The 18,015-nt window shown below is 60.2% G+C and carries 20 protein-coding genes; 7 read left to right on the forward strand and 13 right to left on the reverse strand.

Going from position 1 to position 18,015, the window contains the following annotated elements:
- Positions 1–45 precede the first annotated feature (45 nt).
- The 4 genes from FIU92_RS08635 to FIU92_RS08650 form a co-directional block, all read right to left on the reverse strand.
- A complete protein-coding gene (locus tag FIU92_RS08635) occupies positions 46–1,095 on the reverse strand; it encodes a methyltransferase domain-containing protein (RefSeq protein WP_152458182.1) in 1,050 nt (349 codons plus the stop codon).
- 106 nt (positions 1,096–1,201) lie between these two features.
- Positions 1,202–2,314, reverse strand: coding sequence for a hypothetical protein (locus FIU92_RS08640; RefSeq protein ID WP_152458183.1), 1,113 nt, complete (start codon positions 2,312–2,314; stop codon positions 1,202–1,204).
- Between the two features lie 2 nt (positions 2,315–2,316).
- Positions 2,317–3,096, reverse strand: a complete 780-nt coding sequence (locus FIU92_RS08645) for an SDR family oxidoreductase (RefSeq protein WP_152458184.1) — start codon at positions 3,094–3,096, stop codon at positions 2,317–2,319.
- Between the two features lie 73 nt (positions 3,097–3,169).
- Positions 3,170–3,532: a nuclear transport factor 2 family protein gene (locus FIU92_RS08650; RefSeq protein ID WP_152458185.1), complete on the reverse strand. Its 363-nt coding sequence runs from the start codon at positions 3,530–3,532 to the stop codon at positions 3,170–3,172.
- A gap of 109 nt (positions 3,533–3,641) precedes the next feature.
- On the opposite strand from FIU92_RS08650, the gene FIU92_RS08655 reads away from it, so the two are divergent.
- The 4 genes from FIU92_RS08655 (at position 3,642) to FIU92_RS08670 (ending at position 8,497) form a co-directional block, all read left to right on the forward strand.
- Positions 3,642–5,246, forward strand: coding sequence for a peptide chain release factor 3 (locus FIU92_RS08655; protein WP_152458186.1), 1,605 nt, complete (start codon positions 3,642–3,644; stop codon positions 5,244–5,246).
- 49 nt (positions 5,247–5,295) lie between these two features.
- The gene (locus FIU92_RS08660; RefSeq protein ID WP_152458187.1) at positions 5,296–6,039 is read left to right on the forward strand and encodes a hypothetical protein; all 744 of its coding nucleotides are present in this window, start codon (positions 5,296–5,298) and stop codon (positions 6,037–6,039) included.
- On the forward strand, positions 6,036–6,965 hold the full coding sequence (locus FIU92_RS08665) for a glycosyltransferase family 2 protein (RefSeq protein WP_254705279.1): 930 nt from the start codon (positions 6,036–6,038) through the stop codon (positions 6,963–6,965). Before FIU92_RS08660 ends, FIU92_RS08665 begins: the two co-directional genes overlap by 4 nt.
- A gap of 185 nt (positions 6,966–7,150) precedes the next feature.
- The gene (locus FIU92_RS08670; protein ID WP_152458188.1) at positions 7,151–8,497 is read left to right on the forward strand and encodes a DEAD/DEAH box helicase; all 1,347 of its coding nucleotides are present in this window, start codon (positions 7,151–7,153) and stop codon (positions 8,495–8,497) included.
- On the opposite strand, the gene FIU92_RS08675 is transcribed toward FIU92_RS08670, so the two are convergent.
- The 3 genes from FIU92_RS08675 to FIU92_RS08685 are packed head-to-tail and all read right to left on the reverse strand — an operon-like array spanning position 8,494 to position 10,516.
- Positions 8,494–9,396: an EamA family transporter gene (locus FIU92_RS08675; RefSeq protein ID WP_152458189.1), complete on the reverse strand. Its 903-nt coding sequence runs from the start codon at positions 9,394–9,396 to the stop codon at positions 8,494–8,496. The two genes, FIU92_RS08670 and FIU92_RS08675, sit on opposite strands and share 4 nt — an antisense overlap.
- A 21-nt stretch (positions 9,397–9,417) precedes the next feature.
- Positions 9,418–10,320 (reverse strand): fatty acid desaturase, encoded by a 903-nt coding sequence (locus tag FIU92_RS08680; RefSeq protein ID WP_152458190.1) that lies wholly within the window; start codon positions 10,318–10,320, stop codon positions 9,418–9,420.
- A complete protein-coding gene (locus tag FIU92_RS08685; protein ID WP_152458191.1) occupies positions 10,313–10,516 on the reverse strand; it encodes a DUF2061 domain-containing protein in 204 nt (67 codons plus the stop codon). Before FIU92_RS08685 ends, FIU92_RS08680 begins: the two co-directional genes overlap by 8 nt.
- A gap of 108 nt (positions 10,517–10,624) precedes the next feature.
- Here FIU92_RS08685 and FIU92_RS08690 point away from each other — a divergent pair, with 108 nt between their 5' ends.
- Together FIU92_RS08690 and FIU92_RS08695 are read left to right on the forward strand one after the other, a co-directional pair.
- Positions 10,625–11,494, forward strand: coding sequence for a helix-turn-helix domain-containing protein (locus FIU92_RS08690; protein WP_152458192.1), 870 nt, complete (start codon positions 10,625–10,627; stop codon positions 11,492–11,494).
- 79 nt (positions 11,495–11,573) lie between these two features.
- A complete protein-coding gene (locus FIU92_RS08695; protein WP_117868740.1) occupies positions 11,574–11,756 on the forward strand; it encodes a hypothetical protein in 183 nt (60 codons plus the stop codon).
- Between the two features lies 1 nt (position 11,757).
- Here FIU92_RS08695 and FIU92_RS08700 read toward each other — a convergent pair whose 3' ends face one another.
- The 4 genes from FIU92_RS08700 to FIU92_RS08715 all read right to left on the reverse strand — a co-directional run bounded on the left by FIU92_RS08700 (position 11,758) and on the right by FIU92_RS08715 (position 15,281).
- Positions 11,758–12,516, reverse strand: coding sequence for an SDR family oxidoreductase (locus tag FIU92_RS08700; protein ID WP_152458193.1), 759 nt, complete (start codon positions 12,514–12,516; stop codon positions 11,758–11,760).
- Positions 12,513–13,979, reverse strand: a complete 1,467-nt coding sequence (locus FIU92_RS08705; protein ID WP_152458194.1) for a carnitine 3-dehydrogenase — start codon at positions 13,977–13,979, stop codon at positions 12,513–12,515. Before FIU92_RS08705 ends, FIU92_RS08700 begins: the two co-directional genes overlap by 4 nt.
- Before the next feature lie 8 nt (positions 13,980–13,987).
- The gene (locus tag FIU92_RS08710; protein WP_152458195.1) at positions 13,988–14,305 is read right to left on the reverse strand and encodes a hypothetical protein; all 318 of its coding nucleotides are present in this window, start codon (positions 14,303–14,305) and stop codon (positions 13,988–13,990) included.
- Between the two features lie 61 nt (positions 14,306–14,366).
- On the reverse strand, positions 14,367–15,281 hold the full coding sequence (locus tag FIU92_RS08715) for a 3-keto-5-aminohexanoate cleavage protein (RefSeq protein WP_152458196.1): 915 nt from the start codon (positions 15,279–15,281) through the stop codon (positions 14,367–14,369).
- A gap of 133 nt (positions 15,282–15,414) precedes the next feature.
- On the opposite strand from FIU92_RS08715, the gene FIU92_RS08720 reads away from it, so the two are divergent.
- The gene (locus FIU92_RS08720; protein ID WP_152458197.1) at positions 15,415–16,401 is read left to right on the forward strand and encodes a GlxA family transcriptional regulator; all 987 of its coding nucleotides are present in this window, start codon (positions 15,415–15,417) and stop codon (positions 16,399–16,401) included.
- A 76-nt stretch (positions 16,402–16,477) separates the two neighbouring features.
- On the opposite strand, the gene FIU92_RS08725 is transcribed toward FIU92_RS08720, so the two are convergent.
- Positions 16,478–17,524, reverse strand: a complete 1,047-nt coding sequence (locus tag FIU92_RS08725) for an aldo/keto reductase (RefSeq protein ID WP_152458198.1) — start codon at positions 17,522–17,524, stop codon at positions 16,478–16,480.
- Positions 17,525–17,555: 31 nt separating this feature from the next.
- A complete protein-coding gene (locus FIU92_RS08730) occupies positions 17,556–18,014 on the reverse strand; it encodes a DNA polymerase III subunit chi (protein WP_152458199.1) in 459 nt (152 codons plus the stop codon).
- Position 18,015 lies beyond the last annotated feature (1 nt).

Raw genomic sequence — 18,015 nt, forward strand, 5'->3', positions numbered from 1 at the left:
CGGGCTTGGGCGGGGATAGCAACCCCGCCCCTCAGGTGCAAGAGATCAGCAGCAACCGCCGGATGATGCGATTTCACCTGTTGCCTCGAACGGGCTTTCGCCGCCGCAGCCCTCGAAAATGCCGAAATGGGTGGAAAAATCACCGATAAAGTCGAAGTGGCGGGCAAACCGCGTGTCCCGCAGCATCATCCAGGTATTGCCGCAGACCGGAAAGACTTTGCCGGTTTCGATGACGTGGTGATCGTCCAGTACAAACGCATGCGGCGCGTTGGGAACAGTGCCTTTGTAGATCACCGCTTGGCCGTAATCCTCGCAGGCCGGTTCCAGCGCCGGCAGCTTGAACAGACGGTAGGTCGCCGACAGGAATCTGAGCGGGGCAACACGTTCTTCCAGCGCAGGATTCTCGATGGTCAGCGGGCGGTGCGTCACCCGGCGCGGATCACCGAAACCTGCCTTGCGCGCCATCGACAGGAAATCATTCCAGTACAATGCACCCGACAGGCATTCGCCATACAGAACCTCATCCTCGGCCATCGCCTTCGGGACACGGCGGTCGGCATAGACGTCCGAGAAATACATCTCGCCGCCTTCTTTCAGCAACCGATGCGCGCCGCGCAGCACGGCATCCTTGTCGGTCGCCAGGTTGATGACGCAGTTCGAGACGATGATGTCGAACGATCCGGGTTCCAGATCCAATTCCTCCAGCTTCTCGATATAGCCGTGATGGAATTCAACGTTGCTTTTGGCGTGCCCAAAGGCTTGGGCGTGATAGTCCTGATGCGCGCGGGCAACGTCCAGTTGTTCGGGCGTCATGTCCACACCGACGACCCGGCCTTTTTCACCAACCATGGCAGACAGCGCATAGACATCGCGCCCCGCCCCACAGCCAAGATCCAGAATCGACACGCCCTCGAGATCCTGAGGCGCGATCAGACCGCACCCGTAATATCGGGTCAGCACATCGTCATGAATCCTGGACACTATCCGCTTGAGATGATCCGGCATGTCGTCCGGCGTGCAACAGGCGTTGGTCTGCAAGTCCGCACTGCTTTGCAGGACTTCACCATAATAATTCCGTACCGAATCGTGTTTCATCGCTGCTTCCCCGTCATGCTTGCCTGTACGCAGCTAGTGCAGCGGCCTTGCATTCGCAATCCAGCCACGGTCGTTCTGACGAAAGCGTGAGTGTTCTTGCGCGCAACTACCCCAGCAACTCAAAGTCCACGCCGGCACGGACAACGCCGTTCACCTGAACCTCAAGCCGATGCGCGCCGGGGATCAGCCTGAAGGTAGACGCATCACCCTTCAGCCTGTGACGCTTGGCCAATGTGAGCCTGCCGTTGTTTAAAGCCGCCTGTTTTAGCTTGTACACCTTGGGTGATGTTTTTCCCGCAGAGCGCTGAAAATAAATAATATAGTCCACCAGAACCGGTTGTTTCCCTGCCCCGGTCAGATCAACGGAAAACTCCAGCGCTTCGCCGATACGGGCCTCGGAACCCAGATCAATAGTCACGGCGATATCCGCAGCAGGGTCATATCCCAGCATCTTCATCGCCTCAGGGTGCCCGGCCTTGACCAAACCGCGCAGCGTATGCGAGGTCATCCACTCCAGCTCTGCCGCGGTCTGTCGCGCCTCGGTGCGCCACTTGTCCAGACGCCCCAGCACCAGGCCCGGGTCTTTCTTGGTGATATCATTCAAATGGTTGGCCACCGACCGCGTCACATACCGGGTCGGATCGCCGTGCAACCGGTCCAACAGCGGCAACGGGTCCGTCAGACCCAGACCGATGCCCTGCCCCCATGGCAGACGGGGCCGCGTTCCCTCGCTGACCAGTCGGCGCACGTGATAGCTGCTGTGGGTGCACCAGTCCTGCATCCGCCCAAGAACCCTGTCCGGGGCATGGTTCAGGAAAGGCCGAATGGCCCATTCCATCGAAAACCGCTGCGTCAGCTCCTTCAACACATCCAAAGACAGATCTACGTGATCCAGCCCGATGGCCGCGACCCATTCACCCAGCGGCGCGAAAATGAAATCGCCGAAATCATCATCCGATCTGGCAGGGTCCAGCGGAGGCGGCAAAGACCGTAAAATCACCGGGGCGACTGTCGGCAAGTCACCCGGCACGGCCTGTTGCAGGCATGTCGCGATCCAGCTCATACGCTGCTTCAGTTCCAGTTCAGGCAGACGTGACATGACCTGCGCCTGAAACGCAGAGGCGTCGAAACCCGGTTCAGCACCCAAGAACAAGTCGCTGAGAAAGCGGACTTTCTCAGCGTTGAACAACTGATCTTTCAACGAAAACCCCTGCGCCATGATCACATCGTCAGGTTGGTCGCACCGCCGTCCAGCAGGATATTCTGGCCAACGATGAAGCCCGCATGTTGCGAACACAGAAACGCACAGGTCGCACCAAATTCCTGCCGTGAACCATAGCGCCTGACCGGGATCGTCGCCGCACGGTTGGCACGCGCTTCGTCAATCGAAATACCCTGTTGCGCCGCCACACCGCTGTCCAGAGAATCCGCCCGGTCCGTGGCGTGGATGCCCGGAAGCAGGTTGTTGATGGTCACCCCGTGTGGCGCCACCTGACGCGAGGTTCCGGCCACATAGCCCGTCAGACCTGTACGCGCCGCGTTTGACAGACCCAGAACCGCAATTGGCGCACGCACGGATTGCGAGGTGATATTCACCACCCGGCCCCAACCCTTTTCCATCATTCCGGGAAGCAGGGCCTTCATGAATGCAATCGGCGTCAACATGTTGGCATCCAGCGCCTTGATGAAATCATCACGCTCCCAGTCCGACCACGATCCGGGTGGCGGTCCGCCGGCATTTGTCACAAGAATATCAACGCCCTGCGCGGCCTCGATCACCTGTGCCTGACCGTCGGACGTGGTCACGTCGCAGGCCACGGTCTGCACCTCGACGCCGTGCTCTGACCGAAGGCGTGCGGCTTCAGCCTCCAACACCTCGGGGCCGCGTGCGTTCATCACCAGATTCACGCCAGCCGCGGCAAGCGCCTCGGCGCAGCCAAGACCCAATCCTTTGCTGCTGGCACAGACCAGCGCGCGTTTTCCTTGAATTCCCAGATCCATACGATCCTCCCTGTCAGTCATCGCCGCATGTCTAGCACCGGCCAGACAGGGAAGACCAGAAACGGATCGTCGATCAATAGAAGAACTCTTCCCGGATGATCTTGCCGTCGGCGACGTGATAGACACCAACCTCGCGCATCTCGAACGCTTCGCCGGTTTCCTTCACGGTGCCCTGCACTTCGAAAATCACGGCAAAACGGTCTTCGCCATGAGGAAGCGGATCGCTGACAGACGCACCAGACACTTCATGAGCGCTTTCCCACCACTCATGCTTGCCACGGATGGCGTCGATCCCTTTGGTTTCCCGACCCATTCCCTGAAAATCCTGCCCTTCAACCGACACCGCATCCTGCGCATACAGCTTGGACAGGTTTTCCTTGGCCCGGTCTTCCCGGCAACCAGCCACGAGTTCATCGGCAATCTCTTTCAAATTCATTGATCCACTCCATCATTTGTTCACTATATGTTCTTTCTGCCACAGACCCATGATTCGTACCAGACCCTTTGTCTTGCTTCGGCAGGATTCCCCGCATATACGCGCGCTCATGCTTGATACCTCGAACCAACCCACCCTGCCGCCCGAGATCGCCCGACGCCGGACGTTCGCCATCATCTCGCACCCGGATGCGGGCAAGACCACGCTGACGGAAAAGTTCCTGCTGTACGGGGGCGCGATCCAGATGGCCGGTCAGGTGCGCGCCAAAGGCGAGGCGCGGCGGACCCGGTCGGACTTCATGCAGATGGAAAAGGATCGCGGCATCTCAGTCTCGGCCTCGGCGATGTCGTTCGACTATGGGAACTTCCGGTTCAACCTGGTGGATACACCCGGCCACAGCGATTTCTCGGAAGACACCTATCGCACGCTGACGGCCGTGGACGCGGCCGTCATGGTGATCGACGGCGCGAAAGGTGTGGAAAGCCAGACGCAGAAACTGTTCGAGGTCTGCCGCCTGCGCGATCTGCCGATCCTGACCTTCTGCAACAAGATGGACCGCGAAAGCCGCGACACGTTCGAGATCATCGACGAAATTCAGGAAATGCTGGCCATCGACGTCACGCCCGCCGCCTGGCCCATCGGCGTGGGGCGCGACTTCATCGGCTGCTATGACATGCTGCGCGACCGGCTGGAACTGATGGACCGCGCCGACCGCAACAAGGTGGCGGAAAGCATCGAAATCAACGGGCTGGACGACCCCAAACTGGCCGAGCATGTGCCTGCCGAATTGCTGGACAAACTGCTGGAAGAGGTCGAGATGGCGCGCGAATTGCTGCCTGCGCTTGACCCGCAGGCGGTACTGGAAGGCCACATGACCCCGATCTGGTTCGGTTCGGCCATCAACTCGTTCGGCGTCAAGGAACTGATGGAAGGCATCGGCGCCTATGGTCCGCAGCCACAGATTCAATCCGCAGAACCCCGCCAGATTTCCCCAGATGAAAAGAAAGTTGCAGGCTTTGTGTTCAAGGTTCAGGCCAACATGGACCCAAAGCATCGCGACCGGGTGGCTTTTGTCCGCATGGCCAGCGGTCACTTCAAGCGTGGCATGAAGCTAACCCATGTGCGGTCGAAAAAGCCGATGGCGATCTCGAACCCGGTGTTGTTCCTGGCCTCTGACCGCGAGTTGGCGGAAGAGGCCTGGGCCGGTGACATCATCGGCATTCCCAACCACGGGCAGCTGCGCATTGGCGATACGCTGACCGAAGGCGAAGCGCTGCGGGTGACCGGCATCCCGTCGTTTGCGCCAGAACTGCTGCAAGGCGTCCGCGCGGGCGACCCGATGAAAGCCAAGCATCTGGAAAAAGCCCTGATGCAATTCGCCGAAGAAGGTGCGGCCAAGGTGTTCAAGCCTTCGATCGGCTCGGGCTTTATCGTGGGCGTCGTGGGTGCATTGCAGTTCGAAGTGCTCGCCAGCCGGATCGAGATGGAATACGGCCTGCCGGTACGGTTCGAGGCCTCGCAGTTCACCTCGGCCCGCTGGGTCAGCGGTGACAAGACCGAAGTCGAGAAATTCGTGGCCGCCAACAAGCAGCACATCGCGCATGATCATGACGGCGACATCGTCTATCTGACCCGCCTGCAATGGGATATCGATCGGGTGGTCCGTGACTATCCCGCGCTGAACCTGACCGCGACAAAAGAGATGATGACCTGAGGCAACTGTCTGATTGCACAGGCAGGTTTGGCTGTGCAATCCTGCGCGCATGAGTGACGACGAACTGACCTATCCCGGTGGCCTGCCCGACATGCTGGACAGCTATGAGAACCGGCGCAGCCCGTTTCAGTTCGGCACCCTGACCCTGCCCGAGCTTGACGTCGATCTGGATGATCTGGCCAAACGCATCGTGCCCGACACCGCCACCGAATTGCCACCCGGGCGCAGCACCACCTGGGATCGCAAACGCGTTCAGATCGCGCGGGAATTCGTCGGAAAGTCAGAGCTTGCCTTCCTGAACGCCCAGTTGATCTCGAATCTCAGAAAACGCTCCTTTCCGCGTCAGGCCCCTGCGCTGTTCTGCCGGTTGTGGGACGAACAATCCGACCATCTTCTGTCCGTCCTCGACCTGCGTTGGCTGGTGTCGTCTGTTCAGACCTTTGCGGATCACGGTCAGACGCCGACACAGCGCGAGGTCGGACATGCCTTGCGCGTGTTCTTCAGCATGATGAAGCTGTATGAGTTCGAGCGGCTCTTCTCGGGGCTGGCCCCCGAAACGCCGTTTCAGTTCAAGGACAGGAACCACGTCCCGCTGCCCTATCAGATGAAAGGCTTTTCCTTTGAAAAAGGCGGGCTTGACGTCAATCTCATCGCTCCGATCTGGACCAGGGCGATGAATGATCCCACGATTGCGCCGCTGGTGGATCACCTGATGATCCAATTGAACAAGGACCCAGGTGGAATTTTTCGACGCCTGAAACGCATGCGCGACGCCCGCGCACCGCGCAAATGACCACCTGGGGCATTGTTTCCATGGTCCGGGGGCCAACCGAAGACGTCCTTCGGTTCGTGGCCCATCACCTCGAACTGGGGGCGGATTTCATGTATATCTACATGGACGAACCCAACCGCCGCACGTTCAGGGCACTGAGAATGCATCCCAAGGTCCGGGTCCGTAACTGTGATGACACCTTTTGGGAAAAACGCGGACGCGCACGACCGGAAAAGCATCAGGTGCGCCAGTCGGTTCACGCCACTTTTGCCTATCGAAACACTCGGCTGGATTGGTTGACACATATCGATGTGGATGAGTTTCTTTGGCCGGCGGCCTCCATTTCCGATGTTCTGCGCGATGTTCCAGACACGGTTCCCGCGGTGCGTGTCCGCCCGTTGGAGGCCTTGGCCGGGGGCGATGATCTGTACAAAGCTCATATCCCGCATGGCCCGAACCGCGAAGCGCTAGTCGAGACCATTTACCCGAATTACGGCGCCTTCGTCATGGGCGGTTTCCTGAGCCACGTGCAGGGAAAGCTGTTCGTGCGCACCGGCTTGAAGAACCTGAGCATCCGCATCCACAACTTGTTTCAGAACAAGGTGCTGCTGCCCTGCAAATACGAGCTTCCGCAGATCGATCTGTGCCATCGTCATGCCCCGGACTGGGACCACTGGATAGCGCACTACCAGTTCCGCATGGATCGTGGCTCGTATCAGGCCGGCATGGCTCCGAATGTTCCGCGCGAACAGGGGGGGCTGAGCAAGAACGAACTGCTCAATTGGATCGAGGCCGAACAGGGCATGGTCGGGCTGCGCGCGTTCTACAATGAAATGAGCGGCGCGGACGCAGAGGTGCGCGCCAACCTGGAACGCCACGGCCTGCTGCGCCACCGCCCTTTGAACCTGGACGAAAAACTACAGAAACACTTCCCCGGAAGTTGCTGAATTGTTGCTGAAATTCACCGCAGGCAACAGGCAGGGGCAGGTGAAATTCTCTTCATTTGACCCCGATCAACGTTTTTGTTATGTCCGCGTACAAGCCGAAATGTCGCATTACGCGCATGGCCATCCGGGCCCGGCACATCTTTGACGCGCGGGCCAGGTCAAGTGTCCGCAAAAACCGGACATACATGACAAAATTCAACGAACTGAACCTGAACCCGAAGGTCCTCAAAGCCATTGAAGAGGCCGGATACGAATCCCCCACTCCGATCCAGGAAGGCGCGATTCCGCCCGCTCTGGAAGGCCGTGATGTCTTGGGGATTGCCCAGACCGGCACTGGCAAGACCGCCAGCTTCACACTGCCGATGATCACCCTGCTGGCCCGTGGCCGCGCCCGCGCGCGCATGCCGCGCTCGCTGGTGCTGTGTCCGACGCGGGAACTGGCCGCCCAGGTGGCCGAGAATTTCGACACCTATACCAAACACCTGAAACTGACCAAGGCGTTGTTGATCGGCGGTGTCAGCTTCAAAGAACAAGAGGCCCTGATCGATCGCGGCGTCGACGTTCTGATCGCCACTCCGGGCCGCCTGCTGGACCATTTCGAACGTGGCAAGCTGCTGCTGACCGGTGTTCAGATCATGGTGGTGGACGAAGCCGACCGGATGCTGGATATGGGCTTTATACCTGATATCGAACGCATCTTCTCGCTGACGCCGTTCACGCGGCAGACATTGTTCTTCTCGGCGACCATGGCTTCCGAGATCGAGCGCATCACGGATACTTTCCTGTCCGCCCCTGCCCGGGTTGAAGTCGCCCGGCAAGCGACCGCATCCGAGACGATCGAACAGGGCGTTGTCATGTTCAAAGGCGGCCGTCGGGACCGTGAAGCAAGCCAGAAACGCAACGTGCTGCGCGCCTTGATCGACGCAGAGGGCGAAAAGTGCACCAACGCAATCATCTTCTGCAACCGCAAGACAGATGTCGATATCTGCGCGAAATCACTGAAGAAATACGGCTATGACGCTGCCGCGATCCATGGCGATCTGGACCAATCGCAACGGATGAAGACGCTGGACGGGTTCCGCGACGGATCATTGCGTCTGCTGGTTGCATCCGACGTCGCTGCGCGCGGTCTGGATGTTCCAGCCGTCAGCCACGTGTTCAATTTCGACGTCCCCGGCCACCCCGAGGATTACGTGCACCGTATCGGTCGCACCGGTCGCGCCGGGCGCGAAGGCAAGGCCATCACGATCTGCTCGGTCCGCGATGAAAAAGCCCTGGCTGCGATCGAAAAACTGATCCAGAAGGACATCCCGCGCATCGACAATCCGGTCAAGGAAGAGCCCAAGCCTGAAAAGCCGAAGCCCGAGAAAAAAGCCCGGGACTCCGAAGCCAAGAAAGACACCCGGAAAGAGCGAGAGCCCAAAGGGCGTGGCCGCGGGCGCAAGGAAGACAATGGCCGGGCCGTGGTGGGTATGGGCGATCACCTGCCCAGCTTCATTGCCCTGAGCTTTGACGAGCGTCGTGCCGGCTAAATCGCCAGCACCAAGGCCAGTATCGAGACACCCAACAGCAACATCCCGGCGATTTCTCGCCGGGTGATCGTCTCGCGGAAAAACAGGATCGAGGCCATCAGGCTGAAGATCAGCTCTACCTGCCCCAGCGCTTTGACATAGGCTGCGTTTTGCAGGGTGAAGGCCCAGAACCAACAAAACGAACCGCCCAGACTGGTCAGTCCGACAAACACACCGGTGGATCGGGTCTGCCACACCGCGCGCAGTTCGGCCCGGTCGCGCCACAACAGCCACAGGCCCATGCTGACAAACTGAAACGTCACGACGGCGGCCAGGGTGATCAGTGCGCGGAACCAGGCGTCGGCATCACCCAATTGCAACGATGCCCCGCGATAGCTGACGGCGGAGAACGCAAACAAAACCCCTGATCCAAGCCCCAATTGGGACGCGCGGTTGGTCAGATGCCGCCACCAGGCGCCGCCTCCTCCGGGGGTTTTCGACAGCAAAAGCACCGCCATCAACCCCAACAGGATCGCAACCAGCGCGCCGCTGGAAACGCTGTCGCCCAAAACCAGAAAGCCGACGATCGCGGTCTGAATGACTTCGGTTTTCTTGAAGGTGATTCCAACCGCAAAGTTTCGTTGTTTGAACAACGCCACAACACAGATCGTCGCCAGGATTTGCGCCGTACCTCCGATGACGGCGTACAGCCAGAACACTCCACCAATCGGAGGCAAGCTGGCGCCCGTCGTCAGCATCGCCACAAACAGCCCGGCAACGGCCAGCGGCATGGAATACGCAAATCGCGCAAAGGTCGCGCCGGCGGCGGACAGTTTCACGCTGCTCAAGGATTTTTGCAGCATGAACCGCACGGTCTGAAAACTGGCGGCGGCGATGGTGACAGGGATCCAGAGACTCATGTCACCCGTTGTGTCGCCAAATCAGTGCTTTGGCCAGAGCGGATGCGGAACCGGGTCCTTGGCGCGTAGCAGATACTGCCGGAAAATCTGTGCATAGGAGCGGTAAACATACGCCTCGTTGCAGGCCAGATACCTGTCTTTGCCATCCCGATACAAAGACGGTAGCCGATACCATGGTGCGGCGGGATTCATGTGATGAACAACATGCAGGTTGTTGTTCAGAAACAGAAACGCCAACGGCCCGCTGTCTTCGATAATCACGGTCCGCGCGCGAGACTTCTCGTGCGCGCGGTGTTCCAGAAACGTGCGGATCTTCAGCAATGCCAGCCCGATATAGGCCGAAATCAGATAGGTCCAGATCGGCATGGCCGATTGTGCAACGATCCACAGCACCGCAACCGCGCCGGGGATATGCAATGCCCAGGCCAGCAGGATCGCCCTGTCGCCGCGCCGCAGCCCCCGCCATTCGTCGCGCAGAAACAGCACCTGCCCAATGGCCGGGCCCAGAACCATCCGCCCCAGAAGCGTGTTGTTCAGGGCCAGCACAGCCTGCACGCCGCGCGGCAGGTCCGCCCAAACCTTGGGATCCAGATAGTTGGATTCGGGGTCGTCATACGGATCGGTCAAAGTGGCATCCTGATGATGCGCCAAATGCAGATCGCGAAAACGGTTATACGGAATGGCCAGGGTCAGCGGCAGCGCCATCAGCGCCTCATTCAGCCATTTGGCTCGGAACGGGTGCCCGTGCAGGACTTCGTGCGTCAAAGACGAATGCAGGGCCGCAACAAAGCCCAAAGCCAGCACCGCCAACCACAGCGAAATATCCGCCAGCCAGAACAGCCCGACCAGCCATGCGGCATAGCAGCCGACGATCAGGGCAAATGTACCCCATTCGGGCGACTTGGGTGTCGAGGGCTCAGCCATTGCGCCCCCACGAAACTCCGGCCCAAATTCTTTCATATACAATGTAAAGCGCCAGGCCGATGGCGGTATTCACCAGCGCCAATGCCCCGCCGACGGCGGCCGAGCCTGTGGCGATCAGGCCCACCAGCGTCATGGTGGCCAGCCCCATGACATTCCATACGATTGCTTTCACGACAGATCTTCGCCGCGTTTCCATTCCGAACCCCATTCTTTTTGCTTTTACAAAGGGGGTACCGTTCAGTGCACGCGCTGAAAATTCTGAATATGATTAACAAAATTCATCAATTGTGATACTTTTCACCTAATGCAGGAAAATATCGACAAACGCGACCGCGCCGCTCAATTCCGCCAACGCCTTGCCCGCGCGATGGAGGACCGTCACGTCAGCCAAAGCGCGCTTGCGCGCCATATCGGCGTGGACCGATCAACCGTATCTCAGTTGTTGACCGATCATGGCGCGCGTCTTCCCAATGCGCATGTTGTGGGTGGCTGCGCCGCGGCACTGGGCGTTTCGGCCGACTGGTTGCTGGGCCTGTCCGACAGGCCGGAAAGCGCGGCAGAGATTTTGGCCAGTTCCTTGTCCATTACCGAAGCGCCCCGCGCCCTGGTCGATGAGCGGATTTTCGACTGGCACAAAGAAGCCGCCGGGTACAAGATCCGCTATGTTCCGGCCGCCCTGCCTGACATGCTCAAGACGCGCGCGGTGCTGGAGTGGGAATATGCCCCCCATCTGGGGCGCACGGCGGATCAGGCCATCGGTGCGTCCGAAGACAGGTTGGCGTGGATGCGCAGTGCGCAGTCTGATTACGAAATTGCAATGCCATTGTTCGAGATCGAAAGCTTTGCAAGCGGCACGGGGTATTACCATGGCCTTTGCCCAAAAATTCGTCAGGAGCAGATCGATCATCTGCTGGAGCTGTGTGAACAGCTTTATCCCCGAATGCGTATCTATCTGTTCGATGCCAAACGGCTTTATTCAGCCCCTGTAACGATTTTCGGGCCGCTGCTGTGCGTCTTTTACGCAGGCAGTCACTATATGGCGTTCCGAGACCGGGACCGGATCGAGACATTTTCACGGCACTTCGACACACTTGTGCGCGAGGCCGATGTGGCCGCTCGCGATTTCCCGGACCACTTGCGACAACTCAGAACGGCTGTATCCGGCAAGAATTGATGCAGCGGCGCAAAACCTGTGCTATCGTCCCTTGGCGCGAACCAACGGGCATTCCGATCACAGACGGAGGACCACAGGAATGGACGCAATTCAAACCGCTCAATACGCGCGCGCGCTGTATGCCGCGCACGGAGACCGGGCCGAGGCGGAAGCCGCGCAGAAAATGCGTGAATGCGAAGCCGCCGGAAACCAGAAAGAGGCGCAGGATTGGCAGGCGGTCCGTCAGACCATCCGCCAGATCCGGGGACCAAATCAGGGCTGACCTACAGTTTTGGGTCGGGGTTGACCGTGTGCCCATCCACCGCAATCACCTGCCCAGACACCAGCCGTGCTGCGTCTGAAGCAAGAAAGACGGCCATATTGGCGATATCCTGCGCTTCCACAAAGCGCCCCATAGAGGTGCCCGAGGCATAGCCCTGATAGACCTCATCGCGGGTCATGCCTTTCGCAGCTGCCTCTCGGGCCAAGACGCCTTCCATGCGCGGGCCCTCCACGGCACCCGGGCAAATGGCGTTTGCGCGAATGCCCAGCGGCCCAAGTTCCATCGCCAGCGTTTTCATCAACCCTATGACCGCCCATTTGGCCGAGGCATAAGGCGCTCGGAACGGATAGCCGTACTGACCGGCTGTCGAAGAGGTCAGAATGATGCTGCCCGCCCGCGCCGACTTCATTATAGGGGCCGCGTGCTTGGCGGCCAGAAAGGCCCCGTCCAGATTGACTGCGAGACAGGCGCGCCATGCATCCAGATCGATATCCTCGATCGCGCTGGTCGGCCCGGCGATTCCGGCATTTGCGCACAGAACATCCAGCCCGCCGGCGGCCCCGACAGCCTGAAACACCGCGCTCATGTAGGCCTCGTTGGTCACATCAGCCCTGTGCGCCACCCAATGGTCGGGCAAGATATCCAGGGCTGACTGGTCAATATCCGTCACCCAGACATCATAGCCGGCAGCGTCAAACGCCGCGGCCATGGCATGACCGACACCCGATGCCCCGGCGGTTACCAATACGCGCCGGGTCATGAGGGCTTCCGGATGGCGGCACCCGCCCCTTCAGGGTAAGGCAAAGCGGCCTGTGCCTCGGCAATCCGCGCCATCGCTGCTTCGATCCTGGGCGACGGCGGGCTGGGACGGCGGGTTTCAAGGCTGACATGCAGCAGAAAGCTCTCGCCCGTGGCCAACAGCTTGTCGCCTTCATACATGCTGTGAAAGACATGCAGCTTCTTGCCCTGCCCCAACAGCATCTGCGTGCGCACGTCGATCTTCGCCCCTGCATGGACCTCGTCGATGTAACGGATGTGGTTCTCGGCGGTGAAATAGCTGCCACCCGACGCGATATACTCCATATCGCAGCCGATGATCTCCATGAAACGGTCCGTGGCGGCCGCAAAGGCTTCCAGATACTTGGCTTCGTTCATGTGGCCGTTGTAATCCGTCCAGTCCAACGGAACGGCGCGAGACAGGGTCAGGATCGGCTGGCTCAGATCCGCCTGATCCAGCGACGGCAGGGCACCCGGTTTCAACAGCGCATCATGCTGGTTCAGCACCGCCCCCGCGCCATAATTCTGCGCCTTGAGGGCCCGCATCATGCCAACAAGATTGTTGTCGCGAATGCGTTCCAGTTCCCGGATCGAATGCATTCCGGATTGCGCGTCTGACTGATCGGCGATCAGGTCGACCAGTTCATCGGTGAATTCCGGCACGTCCATCAGTTTGGTCCAGGGCCATTTCAAGGCTGGCCCGAACTGAGCCATGAAATGCCGCATTCCCGCTTCACCTCCGGCCACGCGGTAGGTTTCGAACAATCCCATCTGCGCCCAGCGGATGCCAAAGCCCATCCGGATCGCCTCGTCGATTTCTTCGGTGGTGGCAATACCATCCTTGACCAGCCAGAGCGCCTCGCGCCAGACGGCTTCCAGAAAGCGGTCGGCGATATGCGCGTCGATCTCTTTTTTGACATGCAGCGGAAAGAATCCAACCGAGGTCAGCAATTCCTTGGCCCGTTCAATCATCTGCTGTGGGTTTTTGTCGGTCGGCACCAGCTCGATCAGCGGCAGCAGATAGACTGGATTGAACGGGTGCGTCACGACGATCTGTTCGGGCCGCAAAGCACCGTTCTGAAGCTCGGATGGTTTGAACCCGCTGGTCGATGACCCGATGATCGCTTCTGGATCACAAGCCTCCTGCAAGCCCTTGTAAACCTTCAGCTTCAAGTCCAGCCGCTCTGGCACGCTTTCCTGGATCCACATCGCGCCCTGTACGGCGTCGGCCATGTCGTCATGAAAGCTCAGTGCGCCCTCGGCCGGCAACGGAACGTCACTCAGCCCCGGCAGGGATCGCCGCGCATTGTCCAGTACTTCGCCTATTTTGCGTTCTGCTTCGGGGTCCGGGTCGAACACCCGAACGTCCCATCCATTGAGCAGGAACCGTGCGGCCCATCCGCCGCCGATGACACCGCCACCGATAATTGCTGCCGTCTTTGTCATGCTGTCCTCTAATCGATACAGATTACCTGCGCGCGCCCCGCCTCATCCAGATGCGGAATGCATCCGAATTGCGGTGTCACCGCGCTGCATTGTTTGGTGTCCGACAGGCAGAACCCTGCGCAGTCAGAGGCTTTTTCACAGGAGTTTCCAGCGTCGGGCAATGGTTCAAAGCAGATAAACTGCCGTATCCGCCCGCCTACCTCATAGCTTCCCCCTTTGGCTTCGCAGTCCTTGCGGGCCAAAGGGTCTTCCGCGGTCTGTGCCACCCCGGCCCGGGGTAGACAAACGGCCAGAACCGTCGCGCAGATTACAAGCACCGATCGCATTGCTCACTTCCTCTTGCTGGCGCCCCTGCACTTACCGGTCATGGCAAGGGACGCAAACAGGTCAACCTTTGGGCGCCCGTTTGACCAGACCCAGCTTCTCACGCACTTCCTGCGGCCCGATCACCCGCGCGCCCATGTTCTCGATGATGGTGCCTGCGCGTTCGACCAATTGCCAGTTTTCGGCCAGCACACCCTTGTCCAGCCACAGGTTGTCCTCCAGCCCCACGCGCACATTGCCGCCCGCCAGCACCGAGGCCGCCACATAGGCCATCTGATGCCGCCCCAGCGAGAACGCGCTGAAGGTCCAGTCATCGGGCACGTTGTTTACCATCGCCATGAAGGTGTTCAGATCATCCGGCGCGCCCCACGGCACGCCCATGCACAGTTGAACCAGGGCGTTGGGTTCCAGAATTCCCTCTTTCACCAGTTGCTTGGCAAACCACAGATGGCCGGTGTCAAAGGCCTCGATCTCGGGTTTCACGCCCAGATCGGTCATCATCTGCCCCATAGCCCGCAACGCGCCGGGCGTATTGGTCATGACGTAATCCGCCTCGGCAAAGTTCATCGTCCCGCAATCCAGCGTGCAGATTTCGGGCAGACATTCGGCCACATGCGCCACACGCTCGGTCGCACCAACCAGATCGGTTCCAGCCTCGGCCAATGGCAACGGGTTTTCGATACCGCCGAACACCATGTCTCCGCCCATGCCAGCCGTAAGGTTCAGCACTGCGTCCACCTCGGCATCCCGAATCCGATCGGTCACCTCACGATACAGCGCCAGATCGCGCGACGGGGCACCTGTTTCGGGGTCGCGCACATGGCAGTGCACCACGGCAGCACCCGCCTTCGCGGCGGCAATCGCACTGTCGGCAATTTGCTTCGGTGAACGCGGCACATGAGGGCTTCGATCCTGCGTCCCGCCCGAGCCGGTCACGGCGCAGGTGATGAAGACTTCGCGGTTCATTTCCAGAGGCATGGCGTTTTCCCCAAGTTATACCCGGTTTTGCCTTGGGTTTTCCCCAGGCTTCTCCCCGGATTCCGATTTGCGTTCTGGCCCGACTCTGGCGCAGCCTTGGGAAAACCACTTGGCAGAATGCGAATCGAACTTGATGCAATCCGCAAAAAACATACTGCAACCCGAACATCGGGCCCTGAAAACCGCCGTTCTGGTGCTGGATGAATGCAACACGCTCAGCTTCGCCTCGGCGGTCGATCCGATGCGCGCTGCCAACCGCCTAGCGGACCGGCCCGCATTTGACTGGGACTATGTGACCGCCACAGCCGAACCCGCGATGCTGACCAGCGCGTTGCAAGTGCCCGGTATCCCGCTCGCTCGCCTGCAAGGTTGCGACCTAATGATTGTCGTCGCGGGCTTCCAACTGGCCCGCCACGCCACCCCCAGCCTGCTGGCCGGGCTGCGCCGCATTGCCGGTACCGGGGCGACGATGGCCGGGATTGACGGCGGCCCCTGGCTGCTGGCCGAGGCCGGGCTGCTGGACGGCCACCCCGCGACAACCCACTGGGAAGACCTGGAAAGCTTCGCTTCCCGCTTCCCCGACGTCGAAGTGCGCCCCGACCGTTTCACCGTCTCGGACGGTCGCCTGACCTCTGGCGGCGCGATTCCCGCTGTCGAGATGATGCTGCACATCATCGCCGCCCGTCATGGCGCGGGTTTCGCCTCCCGTGTCTCGGGCCTGTTCCTCTATGATGGCGCGCCGGACCCGGGCAAACCGCAAAGCCGCACCGGCGTTCCACATCGCCACACCGCGCTGACGGCAAAGGCGAATTCGCTGATGCAGGCATCCCTGGATGACCCCCTGCCACTGGCCCATATCGCAGAGCAGCTTGGCACCAGCCCGCGCACCCTGCAACAACAGTTCCGCTTGCGCCTGAACACCACGCCGCAGGATCATTATCTGCAACTGCGCCTGGCCGAGGCCCGCCGTCTGGTCACAGACACCGACCTTCCACTGATGGATGTCGCGCTGGCCACCGGTTTTGCCTCGCAATCCAGCTTCGCCCGCGCTTTCCGCACCGCGCATGGCCAATCTGCCCGCGACCTCAGGCAAGAGCGCGCGCACCCCACCCATCACTGACCGGATCCAACTTCATCTGGCCAGAAATACCCCGGGGGAGGCACGCGCAGCGTGCCGGGGGCAGAGCCCCCTCGCCTCAGTACGGCATCGGGTGCGCCTTGTGGACAGCGTCCAGCTCGGCCAACACCTCCTTTGACAAAGTCAAATCCGCACCGGCCAATACGTGTTCAAGCTGCGCGACCGTGGTCGCGCCAAAAATCGCCGACATCATGAATGGTCGCGAGCGGCACCAGGCCAACGCCATATGGGTCGGATCCAGGCCATGTCGCGCGGCAACATCCAGATAGGCCGCGACCGCATCAAACACCCGGTCAGACTTGCGCCCGCCCAATTGAGGCGAAAGCGACATACGAGAGCCGTCCGGCACGGCCCCGCCCTGGTATTTCCCGGTCAGCAGCCCGGTACCCAGGGGTGAAAACGCCATCAGGCCGACATCTTCATGTACGCTCAGCTCGGCCATGTCGGTATCGAACAGACGGCACAGCAACGAATACTCATTCTGTACGGACGCCGCACGCGGTGTGCCCGTCTGCTCGGCCAGTCTCAGCCATTGCGCCGTACCCCACGCGCTTTCATTCGACAGACCAAAAGCGCAGATGTTGCCTTTGTCCACCTGAACCTGCAAGGCCTCCAGACACTCCTGCATATTTTCCAGAACGTCCGCGGTATTGTGGCCCGAAGGCGTATAATCCCAGTTTTGACGGAACATATAGCTGCCGCGATTGGGCCAGTGGAACTGGTAGAGATCGATGTAATCCGTCTGCAACCGCCGCAAGGACCCTTCGATGGCCTCGGGAATGGTTTTTCCCGTGATCGGCGCACCGTCGCGAACATATGACAACCCCTCACCCGAATGCTTGGTCGCCAGTACGAAGTCCGCCCGGCGCGACGAATTTGCAGCGTTCCAATTTCCAAGAATTTCTTCGGTACGACCAATTGTCTCTTTGGCGACAGGATTCACGGGATACATCTCGGCGGCATCCACAAAGTTGATCCCCGCATCCAGCGCCATGTCCATCTGCCGGTGCGCATCCGATTCCGAGGTCTGCGACCCGAACGTCATCGTCCCGAGGCAAAGATCGCTCACGACAATCCCGGTGCGGCCCAGAGGCTTCATCTGCATCCTCAAATCTCCTGATAAATGGCACGGCCCGTCAGGCTTCGGCCTTCTTTTCCCACCGCCCGGATTCCTCCGACCAGTATTGCGCGGCGCATCCGGCGCCGGTCAGCGTCTTCCACTGCCCCCGCGCGTGCTGCACAGCCATGTCATCATTGCCGTCGAACAGAATGCAAACCCGCTTCAGGGCCGACACCTCTTCGGGTTCGACCGGCGCGCCGTCCACCGCCATGACACACACCGCGCCGTTAGGGGCCTCGGCGCTGGTGGTCAGAAGGATCGGCTGCTCGGCATCATGCGGGCCGCCTTCGCGACCATGCGGCAGGAACCCGTCCTCGGGGCCCAGCCACAGCTTTTCATCCAGCCAGTCCATCCGTGCGGGATCGGTGCCCCGCACGGCAATCTTCCACCCGGCCTGCCGCGCCTTGTCCAGCAGCACAGGCAAGGTGTGCTCCAGCGGCTGGCGGGTCAGATGGTAGAAATAGACAGCACCCATT

The sequence above is a fragment of the Ruegeria sp. THAF33 genome, assembly GCF_009363615.1.
Taxonomy (GTDB): domain Bacteria; phylum Pseudomonadota; class Alphaproteobacteria; order Rhodobacterales; family Rhodobacteraceae; genus Ruegeria.

Bases quoted from the DNA above. Each gene is read 5' to 3' on its own strand.
- FIU92_RS08730 (WP_152458199.1), bottom strand. From the start codon at position 18,014: ATGGGTGCTGTCTATTTCTACCATCTGACCCGCCAGCCGCTGGAGCAC.
- FIU92_RS08655 (WP_152458186.1), top strand. From the start codon at position 3,642: ATGCTTGATACCTCGAACCAACCCACCCTGCCGCCCGAGATCGCCCGA.
- FIU92_RS08715 (WP_152458196.1), bottom strand. From the start codon at position 15,281: ATGCCTCTGGAAATGAACCGCGAAGTCTTCATCACCTGCGCCGTGACC.
- FIU92_RS08670 (WP_152458188.1), top strand. From the start codon at position 7,151: ATGACAAAATTCAACGAACTGAACCTGAACCCGAAGGTCCTCAAAGCC.
- FIU92_RS08645 (WP_152458184.1), bottom strand. From the start codon at position 3,096: ATGGATCTGGGAATTCAAGGAAAACGCGCGCTGGTCTGTGCCAGCAGC.
- FIU92_RS08680 (WP_152458190.1), bottom strand. From the start codon at position 10,320: ATGGCTGAGCCCTCGACACCCAAGTCGCCCGAATGGGGTACATTTGCC.
- FIU92_RS08695 (WP_117868740.1), top strand. From the start codon at position 11,574: ATGGACGCAATTCAAACCGCTCAATACGCGCGCGCGCTGTATGCCGCG.
- FIU92_RS08685 (WP_152458191.1), bottom strand. From the start codon at position 10,516: ATGGAAACGCGGCGAAGATCTGTCGTGAAAGCAATCGTATGGAATGTC.
- FIU92_RS08705 (WP_152458194.1), bottom strand. From the start codon at position 13,979: ATGACAAAGACGGCAGCAATTATCGGTGGCGGTGTCATCGGCGGCGGA.
- FIU92_RS08725 (WP_152458198.1), bottom strand. From the start codon at position 17,524: ATGCAGATGAAGCCTCTGGGCCGCACCGGGATTGTCGTGAGCGATCTT.
- FIU92_RS08710 (WP_152458195.1), bottom strand. From the start codon at position 14,305: ATGCGATCGGTGCTTGTAATCTGCGCGACGGTTCTGGCCGTTTGTCTA.
- FIU92_RS08720 (WP_152458197.1), top strand. From the start codon at position 15,415: ATGCAATCCGCAAAAAACATACTGCAACCCGAACATCGGGCCCTGAAA.
- FIU92_RS08635 (WP_152458182.1), bottom strand. From the start codon at position 1,095: ATGAAACACGATTCGGTACGGAATTATTATGGTGAAGTCCTGCAAAGC.
- FIU92_RS08665 (WP_254705279.1), top strand. From the start codon at position 6,036: ATGACCACCTGGGGCATTGTTTCCATGGTCCGGGGGCCAACCGAAGAC.
- FIU92_RS08675 (WP_152458189.1), bottom strand. From the start codon at position 9,396: ATGAGTCTCTGGATCCCTGTCACCATCGCCGCCGCCAGTTTTCAGACC.
- FIU92_RS08660 (WP_152458187.1), top strand. From the start codon at position 5,296: ATGAGTGACGACGAACTGACCTATCCCGGTGGCCTGCCCGACATGCTG.
- FIU92_RS08700 (WP_152458193.1), bottom strand. From the start codon at position 12,516: ATGACCCGGCGCGTATTGGTAACCGCCGGGGCATCGGGTGTCGGTCAT.
- FIU92_RS08650 (WP_152458185.1), bottom strand. From the start codon at position 3,532: ATGAATTTGAAAGAGATTGCCGATGAACTCGTGGCTGGTTGCCGGGAA.
- FIU92_RS08640 (WP_152458183.1), bottom strand. From the start codon at position 2,314: ATGGCGCAGGGGTTTTCGTTGAAAGATCAGTTGTTCAACGCTGAGAAA.
- FIU92_RS08690 (WP_152458192.1), top strand. From the start codon at position 10,625: ATGCAGGAAAATATCGACAAACGCGACCGCGCCGCTCAATTCCGCCAA.